Origin of the sequence: Hyphobacterium indicum (genome assembly GCF_003129605.1) — a bacterium.
In the GTDB taxonomy this organism is placed as follows: domain Bacteria; phylum Pseudomonadota; class Alphaproteobacteria; order Caulobacterales; family Maricaulaceae; genus Hyphobacterium; species Hyphobacterium indicum.
This window is the reverse complement of the sequence record NZ_QBDX01000004.1, coordinates 1129794-1141934: the sequence shown is the minus strand read 5'-3', so window position 1 is coordinate 1141934 and position 12141 is coordinate 1129794. Positions and strand designations below refer to the sequence as shown.

Annotated in this window: 11 protein-coding genes and 1 CRISPR repeat array; of the genes, 4 read left to right on the top strand and 7 right to left on the bottom strand. The window is 56.3% G+C overall.

What is annotated here, in order from left to right; genetic code table 11:
• Together cas1 and cas2 are read left to right on the top strand one after the other, a co-directional pair.
• Positions 1-918, top strand: a complete 918-nt coding sequence (gene cas1 / locus DBR16_RS13470) for a type II CRISPR-associated endonuclease Cas1 (protein WP_109261741.1) — start codon at positions 1-3, stop codon at positions 916-918.
• Positions 919-941: 23 nt separating this feature from the next.
• On the top strand, positions 942-1247 hold the full coding sequence (gene cas2 / locus DBR16_RS13465) for a CRISPR-associated endonuclease Cas2 (protein WP_109261886.1): 306 nt from the start codon (positions 942-944) through the stop codon (positions 1245-1247).
• A 68-nt stretch (positions 1248-1315) separates the two neighbouring features.
• A CRISPR array of direct repeats spans positions 1316-3002; the repeat unit is 36 nt; unit sequence AGTTTAGCTGATCTGAGTATGCGGTCCAACCGGAAC.
• A 166-nt stretch (positions 3003-3168) separates the two neighbouring features.
• Here cas2 and DBR16_RS13460 read toward each other — a convergent pair.
• The 4 genes from DBR16_RS13460 to DBR16_RS13450 all read right to left on the bottom strand — a co-directional run bounded on the left by DBR16_RS13460 (position 3169) and on the right by DBR16_RS13450 (position 7066).
• On the bottom strand, positions 3169-4152 hold the full coding sequence (locus tag DBR16_RS13460; protein WP_109261740.1) for a hypothetical protein: 984 nt from the start codon (positions 4150-4152) through the stop codon (positions 3169-3171).
• Positions 4153-4578: 426 nt separating this feature from the next.
• A complete protein-coding gene (locus DBR16_RS13915) occupies positions 4579-4773 on the bottom strand; it encodes a hypothetical protein (protein ID WP_161539516.1) in 195 nt (64 codons plus the stop codon).
• Positions 4751-6082, bottom strand: a complete 1332-nt coding sequence (locus tag DBR16_RS13455; protein ID WP_125184574.1) for a tyrosine-type recombinase/integrase — start codon at positions 6080-6082, stop codon at positions 4751-4753. The genes DBR16_RS13915 and DBR16_RS13455 overlap by 23 nt, the downstream gene beginning before the upstream one ends.
• A 399-nt stretch (positions 6083-6481) precedes the next feature.
• A complete protein-coding gene (locus tag DBR16_RS13450; protein WP_109261738.1) occupies positions 6482-7066 on the bottom strand; it encodes a pentapeptide repeat-containing protein in 585 nt (194 codons plus the stop codon).
• A gap of 142 nt (positions 7067-7208) precedes the next feature.
• Between DBR16_RS13450 and DBR16_RS13445 the strand changes: the two genes are divergently transcribed.
• Positions 7209-8804, top strand: coding sequence for an ABC-F family ATP-binding cassette domain-containing protein (locus DBR16_RS13445; protein WP_109261737.1), 1596 nt, complete (start codon positions 7209-7211; stop codon positions 8802-8804).
• 104 nt (positions 8805-8908) lie between these two features.
• On the opposite strand, the gene DBR16_RS13440 is transcribed toward DBR16_RS13445, so the two are convergent.
• The 3 genes from DBR16_RS13440 to DBR16_RS13430 are packed head-to-tail and all read right to left on the bottom strand — an operon-like array spanning position 8909 to position 10698.
• Entirely contained in the window at positions 8909-9427 is a 519-nt protein-coding gene (locus DBR16_RS13440) for a hypothetical protein (protein ID WP_109261736.1), read from the bottom strand.
• Between the two features lie 57 nt (positions 9428-9484).
• Entirely contained in the window at positions 9485-10189 is a 705-nt protein-coding gene (locus DBR16_RS13435) for an anti-sigma factor (RefSeq protein WP_109261735.1), read from the bottom strand.
• A complete protein-coding gene (locus DBR16_RS13430; protein WP_233347842.1) occupies positions 10186-10698 on the bottom strand; it encodes a sigma-70 family RNA polymerase sigma factor in 513 nt (170 codons plus the stop codon). Before DBR16_RS13430 ends, DBR16_RS13435 begins: the two co-directional genes overlap by 4 nt.
• Positions 10699-10800: 102 nt before the next feature.
• Here DBR16_RS13430 and DBR16_RS13425 point away from each other — a divergent pair, with 102 nt between their 5' ends.
• Positions 10801-12075 (top strand): S8 family serine peptidase, encoded by a 1275-nt coding sequence (locus DBR16_RS13425; protein WP_161539515.1) that lies wholly within the window; start codon positions 10801-10803, stop codon positions 12073-12075.
• Positions 12076-12141 lie beyond the last annotated feature (66 nt).

Below are 12141 nucleotides of genomic sequence, written 5' to 3'. Positions count from 1 at the left end.
ATGCGAAACCGGTTTATCGAGATCACGACAGAAGGGAGTTTGCTATCTGTTGATCGTGGATTCCTGAAAATTCGCTATCAAGAAGAGGAGATCGGCCGCGTCCCGCTCGATGACCTAGCCGCCGTAATCGTTCATGCCCACTCAGCCACGTTCACAAGCCATCTGGCAGAACAATTAGCTGCGCGTGGTTGTCCATTGGTTCTGAGTGATCGATCACATAACCCCGTGGGAGTGGTTTGGCCTATTGATGGCCATCATGAACAGGGGCTTATCATGGAAGCCCAAGCTTCAGCATCACGGCCGACCCGTAAGCGACTTTGGCGGGACATTGTAAAAGCGAAAATAACGGCCCAAGCGGCAATATTAGAAGCGTTGGGGAAGCCAAATGTTCGGCTTTCCAGAATGCTGGCAAGGGTTCGGTCCGGAGATACGGAAAATATTGAGGCTCAAGCGGCGAGGCATTATTGGCCCTTGCTTATGGGCGATAGTTTTCGACGTAACCGGAGTTCCGACGGTATTAATGGCTTCCTTAATTTTGGCTACAGTATTTTGAGGTCCGCAACAGCACGGTCGATCGTTGCTGCCGGTCTGCACCCTTCTCTGTCGTTGCATCACATCAGTCGCGGTTCAGCTTTGCGGTTAGCGGATGATTTAATGGAGCCATTTCGACCTTATGTCGATTTCACTGTCGCCAGATTGATGCTTTCGGGGCAAACGGAATTGGACAAGGCAGCAAAAGGCGAACTGGTATCCACTATGTCCATGGATATGATCGGACCACGTGGCACTGCTCCACTTCAATCCTGCCTAGACAGGCTGGCGTCCTCATTGGCAAGGGTGTTTCTTGGCGAATGCAAAGACCTGGAGCTGCCGCAGCCGCCACTCGAACTCAGCCTCGCCAGCGTGATAACGAAATGAGAGCTCTCAGTGGGTATCGGTTGATGTGGATGATGGTCGTTTTTGATTTGCCTGTAACCGAAATTGAGCCGCGAAAAGCAGCTAACCGGTTTCGACTTTTTCTGAAAGACCTTGGCTTCGAAATGGCCCAGTTTTCGGTTTATGTCCGCCACACCCCGGGCAAGGAAGCGATCCAATCCTTGTTGTCTAAAATCGAGGCGGCTTTACCGGCAGAGGGAAAAATCGATATCTTGCAATTCACGGACAAGCAGTATGAACGAATCATTTCCTTCAGAGGAAGATGCCGTGGACCTGATAAAAAAGCTCCAAATCAATATGAGATGTTTTGATCCAAACCGATTTTATGAAATAGATTCAGCAAATAAGGGCGATATTTCAACACCCTATTTGCTGCTCTAGTTTAGCTGATCTGAGTATGCGGTCCAACCGGAACATAAAGACAGCGGTGCGCCACGCGCAGATCAGTTTAGCTGATCTGAGTATGCGGTCCAACCGGAACCTGCCGGCCATGCGGGCCGCGCCGAGCGTGAGTTTAGCTGATCTGAGTATGCGGTCCAACCGGAACGAATGGCGCGGAACGTCTCGTCGCAGAGTTAGTTTAGCTGATCTGAGTATGCGGTCCAACCGGAACTGATTCGGGGCGCAGATGCGGCCAAGGCATAGTTTAGCTGATCTGAGTATGCGGTCCAACCGGAACACATTGCCGATGCTGTTCTGACCGCCCAGGAGTTTAGCTGATCTGAGTATGCGGTCCAACCGGAACTATCCACGGTCTGACGGTCCAGTGTGTCGGAGTTTAGCTGATCTGAGTATGCGGTCCAACCGGAACTCCGGAGACCAGCACCGGATGGGAATATTCAGTTTAGCTGATCTGAGTATGCGGTCCAACCGGAACTAACCGGGATTGGCGGTGTGATCAAAACGCAGTTTAGCTGATCTGAGTATGCGGTCCAACCGGAACGGCCCGTGGTGTGGCCGCGCAGAAAAGCAGAGTTTAGCTGATCTGAGTATGCGGTCCAACCGGAACACGCCCCGCACACACCCTTAGAGCGCCACAAGTTTAGCTGATCTGAGTATGCGGTCCAACCGGAACGGTCCAGCTGGCGCACACTGGCCGAAGCCGAGTTTAGCTGATCTGAGTATGCGGTCCAACCGGAACAGGGCGATTGTCCTCACGGGTGGCCGGGAGAGTTTAGCTGATCTGAGTATGCGGTCCAACCGGAACTAGGCTGAAAGCTGCTGCTGCACCTGCGGAAGTTTAGCTGATCTGAGTATGCGGTCCAACCGGAACGTATCCGCCGCCATCTACCGCCTCTCGCAGAGTTTAGCTGATCTGAGTATGCGGTCCAACCGGAACCCAGCCCTCGGGCGCTTCCCCATAGGTGATAGTTTAGCTGATCTGAGTATGCGGTCCAACCGGAACAGATTCGGGTCCATCATGATGTGCTGGAATAGTTTAGCTGATCTGAGTATGCGGTCCAACCGGAACAGATATGCGGATACTGCTCTGCCCGCTTTTAGTTTAGCTGATCTGAGTATGCGGTCCAACCGGAACAGCTCTACTATGTGAACGGCACGGTCCGGAAGTTTAGCTGATCTGAGTATGCGGTCCAACCGGAACTGTCGATAGCCTTTTGAGCGTTCGATACTTAGTTTAGCTGATCTGAGTATGCGGTCCAACCGGAACCTAGACTGGCTTGGAACGCCGGGAGGAGAGAGTTTAGCTGATCTGAGTATGCGGTCCAACCGGAACCTGGACGAATCGCTAGGACCGTCTCGGCTTAGTTTAGCTGATCTGAGTATGCGGTCCAACCGGAACTTAGATGGAGCCCTCTCATGGCTATCACTGAGTTTAGCTGATCTGAGTATGCGGTCCAACCGGAACACACGTGACAAGCGAAAAATCAGCTTGCATAGTTTAGCTGATCTGAGTATGCGGTCCAACCGGAACTGAAGGTGGCGAGGCGTTGGCGAGTGCGGTGAGTTTAGCTGATCTGAGTATGCGGTCCAACCGGAACTGACGGGATGGTGATGGTTCCGAAAGAGCCAGTTTAGCTGATCTGAGTATGCGGTCCAACCGGAACGCTTCATGTCAGTCCTCCTGTGATGTGGGGAGATTAACTGATCTGAGTATGCGGTCCAGAGTGTCGAATGAGCTTATTCCCCCTACTATGAAGAGAAACAGAGAGTGGTAAGCTAAGTGTATAGCTAGGCGCTCAAATCACCCCTGATATCTCTCCACACCCCTACCTACCACATCTCTCCTATAACCGGCTCTCCTCCTACGACACTTAGATAGTGGTAGTGCATTCTGTCTAACAACCAGTCCCTTTCATCCTGCCTTACGATAAAGCCATCATGGATAGAGAGGAGGGTCTTGGATTCAGTCAATCCATCAAGCATGATGCGCAAGGCAATCTCTGACTCAATCCGGGAAATGCTCAATCCTTCCTGTGAGAAGAAGCGATGCCTGATGGGTTCATTGTGGGCTGTGAGCAGGTTCAGCGCCTCGTCGATGGTTGCAATTCGATGGATGGCGAATGCGTCTTCGTAATCTTTGGTGCTTCCGCGACCCTTTGAATTGAGCAGCCGGTTGAAGAGCTCTTTCATGCCGTTTCGTAATTCCTGCCAGTCGAGACCAGCCGCCTCTGCACGAGCAACTAGGTCTGGCGGGGAGTAGGGGCAGTCTGGCGCTTCCTGCTTCTCCTGAGCGTACAGAACTCGGGCATTGAAGGCGGAGTAATCCAGTCCGCCAACTGGCTGCCCATCTATGCGAATGGCATGACGGTCTACCGACTTCATATTCAGCCACCACGGCCCGTAGAAGCGACCATTCTTCTCTAGGTCATCATTGTTGAAGATGCGCTTATAGGCCCGAAAGGCAGGGTTTTGGGTAATGAGTGACCCATAGTGTCGAGTGATCTCGGCCCTTTCGTCTATGGTGAAATCTGCATCGCGCAGGGATTGATTGATCGCCAATAGCTGATCAAGAATTTCCCGGATTTCTGGTATATCTGGATCGAATTCCACCTTCTTTTTCTTGGCGTCCTTGATCTCGACAAAGCCGGGTTGGGAAAGGTCAAGCGGTACCCAGGAATCGAGAACGTCCAGCGCCTGGAACAATTCGGCACCCGCGTCAGTAAGGCGGAATGTGGACAGCCTTCCCTCTCCCCCAAAGTTGTCCCATACGCCCATCGTCAACTCGATAAGCCCTTCGGAGGCCAGTACATCCAAGCAGGTTGTGAATACGCCTCTACCGGGGGCATTGTTCCGGTAGATTGATGGTTCATAGCCAGCCCAAGAACGGGAGTAACAAACGCTTCGGCGTTCTTCCGGACGAGTGTTGTTTAAAAGGTTTGCGAGAATGGATCTGAGTGCGTGTTCATAGCTGAGCCGCGTTCTCTTCCCGAAGCCCCTTTCGTAGTGTTGCTCACGATGGGCGACAAGCAGAGGAATAAGATGCTCCACCAATAGGTCGAGCTCTGGTGTTTGTCTCTGGAGGTCATGTCTAAAACGTGGGTCACGTTCGAGACTTAGGGGATCGTTATCAGGCTCACACGGTACCAATGATGATAGATTGTCTGGTTCGTTCATTCTTCTACTATTTCTTTAATAATCATAATATATTCAGCCAGTTAAATGTTCGGCCCTACCGCCCAATCAAGTGACACAGACGGTTTCCATAAAATCATCAAACATATCCTGTCTGTAACGCGGACAGCGTTCTCCGACATAGATCGGGTCAATTGCCAACCAGTGATCTTCGCCATGCTTTCGCTTGTGCCGCTGAACGCGTACCCAAGATGCCGACATTCCCAGTTGCTCTGCGATTTCAGTGTCGTTCATCAACTTCATTTTTTTGTCCTATCGCTTTAAATCTATCTTCCATCGCTATGGCTGCAGCCTGATGATTAAGCGGCTGCGCATAGTGTTTCTGGAGCATGTTCAAATCAGCATGCCCCGCAAATGACTGGACGGTCCTGAGGTCAACATTATCGGCCGCCAGCCAAGTCAGACACGTCCGCCGCAAATCATGCAGCCTGACGTCCTCAATTCCGCAAACATTCCAAAGATGTTTGAGGGTTCGAGTCACAGTCGAGAGCGAAATCGGGAATATCCTCTGATCGCCCTCCTTTCTCGGATAATCCTGCATCCGCTCGAGAATGCCCAGCGTGGTCGAACCAAGCGGAATTGTTCTTGGTTTGCCGGTCTTGGACTGAGAAATGCGCGCTAATGGTTGATTGCTTGTCCGGTCAATATCGGACCATCTTAGCCTGAGTGCTTCACTCTTGCGCATGCCCGTCATCAATTGCCATTTGATGTAGTCTTCCAGCCAAGGTGCGGCATGTTTCCATGGTTCGTCCTTGGCTTTGATGTTGTCCAGTTCGCGAGCTTTCTGGAGTATTGCGCTCACTTCCTCTCTGGTCAGATGTCGGGTGCGCGGTTCGATGCCCCTGATCGGATCGGCATACTTCACCCAATTGCGGTCCAGTGCGCCCTTTCTGACCTGATAAGCCATGATCGTGCTGAACGTGCCCCTGATCCGCTTTACGGTGGCCGGGCTGAGGTCTTCGATCAACTTGGCTTGCCATAGGTGTACGCGGTCAAGGTCAATCTGGTCGAGTGGCAGGTTTCCAAAACTTGGCAGCAGATAATTCTCGATATGCCCTTTCATAAGGGTGTGACTGGCCACGTTACGCTTGGTCTCGAGCCAAGTAAGCGCGGCTTCTCGAAACGTTTCTGTCGCTTTTTCTTCAAGCGGTTCGCCCCTGTCAGCGCGCCCCTGAAGACGGTCTCGCTCCTGAATGATCTGATCCCAAGGCCAGGACGATAATCGCCCCAGTGAGACTTCTATAGCGGAACCGGGCTTGTAATATTTTTCCCGATATTGTCCGCCTCTTGGCAATCGTATTTTTAAATAGACAGTTTCAGTTTTATCTCCGCACCGGATGCCAATCCCTTCAAGATACTTTGCGCGTGAGGGTCGGTGCGTCTTTACATCTTCTTGCAGCTTATAGAATCGAGCATACCTGCCCGGACGTGATCGCGGCATTTGTTCTCCTGATTTGTTTGAAACAAGAGGAAGATTCACCTTCAACTCTACCCTATTATAGTACACCATTTTTGGTTGAAAGTCAAGTTTTTTCTTCCACCAGTGTTCCACTCGGAACGTCCCTGCAGTGGAAAAACATGGCTGTCTTTCCAGAACAATGCGTCAGACGTTTCACAAGAGATTCAATAACATGAATGCATGCAAGGAACGAGGGTAGCGGGCGTCAATACCTTGCCAAGGTGAATGTCGTGAGTTCGAATCTCATCGCCCGCTCCATTCTTTTCCTCGATATTTGACGATGGCTGTGGACGGGCCATGCTGCGCCCGGGGCAGCGCACAGGAAAACGGCGAAGGCCTTGTCCGCCCTCGCCGCTGTTTGATGCCGCGATCGTCCCGCCCCTGTGCCGTCTGGCGTAGCGCGTCCGCCACACCCGTGAGGGTGCCCTGCAGGGCGGCAAGGTGGGCTCGGCCGGTCCGGTGCGCTATTCGCCAGCCAGCCATCTCGCCGGTTTATTCGGGACAGCTATAGCTGAAAACCTCGTTATTATAGCCAATGGTCCGGCAGAAGATCGTGGTCTCGCTCATATTGACCGTTGAAATATTCTGGACGCCCGAGAGGCGCGCGCCGGTCAGATCCGCGCCATAGATATAAGCCCCCTGCATATTGGCCCCGCTGAAATCGGCATTGGTCAGATTGGCATTTGTGAATTGCGCACCGGTCAAGTCCGCGCCGACAAAGCTGGCGCCGGTCAGGTCGGCACCGGTGAAATTCGCCAAATCCAGCCGGGCATTGTTGAACAGTGTGTTGTGCAGGGTGACGCCGGCGAAATCCATCCGCGAGAATGACTGTCCCGAATAGTCGCGATTGCTCTGGTCCATTGCTGCCCCGGGCAGGGTTTCTGAAAGCCATTCGCCCATACGCCTGTGCATATTCAGCTCGGCCTGACAGGTGGCCCGCCACGCTTGTCCCGGCCGCTCAGTCTGGCTGCACGCCGGACCCTCCTGGGCTATCGCCGCCGGGCTGCCCGCGGCGGTCCAAATGAAACTGGCAAAAAGGAATGCGACAATATTCTGTTTTTTATTGATGAATTGCATTCTCGGGTCCCGCCTTTATTTAAAACTTTTGTATGTCAGGCACGAACATAAAGACAGGCAATTCGTACCGGTGTGTCTCCGGCCGCCTTTCGACTCCCCACGGGCATTGCGCTGGGCGCTGCGCACGTTACACCGCCGCCCCATGTTGACGATTTCAAACCTTGATTACCGGATCGGCGCGCGCGCCCTGTTCGAGAACGCCTCCGCCCAGATCGCGGCGGGCTGGAAAGTCGGCCTCATCGGCCGCAATGGCACGGGCAAATCCACCCTGCTGCAGCTGATCCGCGAGGAGATCGAACAGCCCTCCCCCGACAGCCCGATCCGGCTGAACAAGGGGGCGCGTATGGGCTGGGTGGCGCAGGAGGTGCAGCCCTCGGACGACACCATACTCGACGTGGTGCTGGCCACCGATGCCGAGCGCCACGCCCTGATGCAGGAGGCCGAAACCGCGCTGGATCCGGACCGCATCGGCGAGATCCACATGCGGCTGGCCGATATCGATGCCTGGTCGGCCGAGGCGCGGGCGGCGGAAGTGCTGACCGGGCTGGGCTTTAGCGATGACGATCTGGCCCGTCCGACGCGGGAGTTTTCCGGCGGCTGGCGCATGCGCGCGGCGATTGCCGGTGTGCTCTTTGCCCAGCCCGACCTCCTGCTGCTGGACGAGCCGACCAATTATCTTGACCTGGAAGGCGCGGCCTGGCTTGAAACCTATCTGAAGAAATATCCGCATACCGTGCTGATCGTCTCCCACGACCGGGAGATGCTGAACCGCTCGGTCACCCACACGCTGGCGCTGGAGCACAAACAATTGTCGATCACGCCGGGCGGCTATGATGCCTGGCTGCGGCTGCGCGCGGCCCGGACGGCGCTGCTGGAAAGCGAGCGCGCCAAGCAGGAAGCCGACCGCGCGCATCTGCAGGCCTTTGTCGACCGCTTCCGCGCCAAGGCGTCGAAAGCGCGGCAGGCGCAGTCGCGGGTGAAGAAGCTGGAGAAGATGCAGGAGATCACTGTGCCGCTGGCCGAGCGCACGACGCCTTTTGTGTTTCCGAACTCCAAGGACAAGCTCTCGCCGCCGCTGTTGCAAATGCGCAATGCGGTGCTGGGCTATGGCGCGGAGGCCGTGATCCTGAAAGGGGTCGATCTGCGCCTCGATCCGGAAGACCGCATCGCCATTGTCGGCGCCAACGGCCAGGGCAAAACGACGCTGGTCAAGTCCATCGCCGAACGGCTGTCGCTGCTGGCGGGCGAGCGGGTGGCCCCGCGGGCGCTGCGCATCGGCTATTTCTCGCAGGACCAGATGGATGAATTGCGGCCCGGGGAAAATGTGCTCGACCATATCCGCGACGCCCTGCCCGAGGGGGCGCCCCCGTCAAAACAGCGCGCCGTGGCCGCGGCCATGGGCTTTCCGCACGAGAAGGTGGAGACCGCCATCGAGAACCTCTCCGGAGGCGAGAAAGTGCGCCTGCTGCTCGGCCTGATGGCCATCGACAAGCCGCATATCCTGATCCTCGACGAGCCGACCTCGCACCTGGATATCGACAGCCGCGAGGCGCTGATCTACGCGCTCAATGATTATGAGGGGGCGGTGGTGCTGATCACCCACGACGTCTATCTCGCCGAAGGCACGGCCGATCAGCTCTGGCTGGTCAAGGATGGACGGGCGGCGCGCTATGACGGCGATCTCAATGATTACCGCAAACTCGTCCTGCAGGCCGACCGGGCGGCGGTGAACGCCTGAGGCGGCGGACGGCGCGGTCCGGCCCAGGAAAGCCGATCTGCGCGCAGAAAAAGGCCGGATCCCATGGGCTCCGGCCTTTCATCTGACAAGCAGGGCGAGGAGAATTAGCGACGGCGTTCATAACCTCCGCTGAACTCCCAATCGCCGCGATGATTGCGGCACATTTCAAACTGGCCGCGATCATAATCGCCATAACCCGACCAGGATTCCGATTCGAAACTGGCGCAGGTACGGCTGCCGCGGTCATAGTAATCGCGGGGGCGGACAACCCCGCGCGCTCCTGAATTGGGGTTTTCCCAATAGGTTGTGCTGCGGGACTCAGCCGACCAGCCCGATGCCCAGCTATATTGGCGGTGGTCACAATCGTTGAAGCGGCCGCCAAGCTGCACATCTACGCCGAGTAAAGGGCCGGCATCAAGAACCGCGCCGAGGCCCAATCCGCCAGACGTACGCGTTTCGCATGCCTGGCGATTGTAACGGAAGGACCGGTGGTCATAGCCGCGATCATGATAGCTGTGATGATAGCTGAAGTGAGACGAATGTCCGGACTGGGCTTCAGCCGGGACGCCCGCAAACATCGCCACGGGCAAGGCTGCGATCAATATAAATTTCTGAATTTGCATGACATCCTCCTTTGCAATTGGCGTCTTGCAAGGAGGACAACGAATGGGTGGCCGGATTTATTCCATCCAGTCGAGACGTGCGGCTGTTTCTATTGCTTCGGTATCCAGTGGCTCGCCGTCGATCAGGCCATCGACACTTTCCAGAACCATTGGCGGCAAGGGCGAGCTGGCGAGCTGATACTCGCCCGCACTGGTCCCATCGCCGGTGACGAGTAATTGCACCTGCCAGCCATCATCCTGACGGCATGCCAGACCGGCGGTGCCGGTTTCAGCCCCCTGGAATGCCCGGCAATAGCGCCCGGTATCGTCCCGGAACGTGACAGGAATTTGCCAGCTGGTTGTGCCACCGGCGGCGTTGAGGGCCGTGGCCAGTTGCGCATCAGCCCGCGTGGTCTCGCCGGAAATACCGTTTTCAACCGGTACAAATTGCACGCCGACGAGAATGCCGATCGCCAGACTGGCCATGGCCGACGCGCCAGGCATGGCCAACGGGTGAGAGAACCAGCTTTTTAGCTGATCTATGAACATATTGGCTGCCGCCGCATCGTCATCAGAGGCAAGCAAATTGGCAAACCGGTCCGGCACGGCTTCATTGGCAACAGGTGCATAATGGGATTTTACCGAATTGCTCAGGCGCCGGTGAGTTTCCGTGCGGGCGGCGAGATCAGCATCGGCGGCAAGAGCGGCTTCGAAACGGGCGCAGTCGGCGGCCGGCATTTCACCATCGACATAAGCGATGATGTCTTCGTCACTGTAATTCATGTGGACTCTCCCGCCTTGCCGGCCAGCTGGTCTGCCAAGGCCTGCCTTCCACGGGCGAGGCGGCTTGTCAGCGTGCCCATCGGCAAATCCAGAACGCTCGCGGCCTCCTTGTAGGACAAACCCTCGACGAGAACGAGTGATACAGCAATCCGCTGGTCGTCAGACAGGGTTTCCATAGCACGTTCCACCGACATGGCCCGAACTTGCCTGTCAAAAGCAGGGTCCTCCGCACCGACTCCCAGACCAGCCTCTTCCGGGGCAAAGGTTTGAGCGCGGCGATTGCGGGCGCGAATTTCATCAATCCAGATATTCTTGATCATCCGGTACATCCAGCTGTCCAAACGCGTTCCGGCCTGAAACTGATCAGACCGTTTCAAAGCCCGCTCCAGCGCTGTCTGCAACAGATCGTCAGCGTCCGCTTCATGCCGGGCGAGCGACCGGGAAAACCGCCGCAAGCGCGGCAGAATTGCCATCAGTTCCGCCCGAAATTCGGCATCTTTCGCAGGCATGTTATTATCCTGACAACGATTGGAAGAAGCTGTTTCTTCCATACGTTATCTGATCAGCCCCTGCTGTCATAGCAGGCGGGTGAAGAGATGGGTGGTGCCGTTATGCGTATTCAGTTGCTGTTGATCCTGCTGGTGGCGTTTGCCGGCCTTGCCGACGCGCAGCTGCGTCTGCCCGACCGTCTTCCGACACGTCTGCCCGATGTCCTGCCGGACACGCAGCTGGACCCGGCAGAAAGCCTGCTGGGTCAGCTGGAAGACAGTGTGCTTGATGAAATCGAGGATGCGCGCCGCGATGCGGTCAATACGCTAGTGCGCGCCAATCGCGATGTTCTGGAGCGCGGTCCCGGGGGAAGCGCTGTCCTTCGCGGTGAAGTTCTGGTGGTGGATCCTGATATTGTGCTCCTGACATTGGCACAGCAAAACGGATTTCGCATTATCGAAGACCGAACGGAAAGCGCTCTGGGGCTTCGTTATGTACGGCTGGGGGCGCCGAGCGGAATGCGGGCACAATCCGCGCTGCGTATTCTGCGGGGCCTTGATCCGGATGGCCTGTTTGATCTGAACACAGTGTATCTGCCATCCGGAATGGCGGCACATTTCCGCGGATATGCGGAACAAACGCACCGCGACCTGACTGTGGGCGTTATTGATGCAGGCGTCCCCGCGCAGGCTCCGGTTTTCGCTGCCGGTCAGGTCGAGACCCGGCATTTTCGTGGCACATCGGTTGTGCCTCATGATCACGGATTGCAGGTCGCCGCCATTCTGGGATCAGGAAATGGAGTGGTTCCAGGCGCCCGCATTCTGGCCGCGGATGTCTATGGCGGACAACCGACGGGGGGCTCTGCCGACACACTGATCCGGGCACTGGGATGGATGGCGGAATCTGATGTTCGCGTCGTGAATATCTCTATCGTCGGTCCGGAAAATCTCGCCTTGCGCGCGGCTGTCCAGCGCTTTACAGACCAGGGCCGCCTGATCGTCGCAGCGGTTGGAAATGACGGAGCCAGCGCGCGGCCGCTCTACCCTGCTGCCTATGAGGCGGTCATTGCGGTCACCGGCGTTGATGCCAATGGCGATGTTCTGCCCGAAGCGATTCGCGGCGATCATGTCGATTTTGCCGCGCGCGGAATGGATATGGTTTGGCCCTCTCTTAACGAACGATCCGTGCAGGTCCGCGGCACATCATTTGCCACCCCGATCGTAACCGGTCTGCTGGCTCACCAGACGCTGTTATTGGGCTCCACCGAAGCGGCCCTCAACGCACTGACGATGCAAGCCCGTGATCTGGGGCCGCGGGGGAAAGACCGCGTTTACGGGCACGGGCTGGTCGGTGACGGCCTGTTTCAGACCGCATCAGGGCACCTGGCGGGAAACTGATCTCCGTCAGCTGGAATAAACCGGGAGCTTCATTCGTTGTCTTTCTGAACGGCCTGCTGTGAGCGG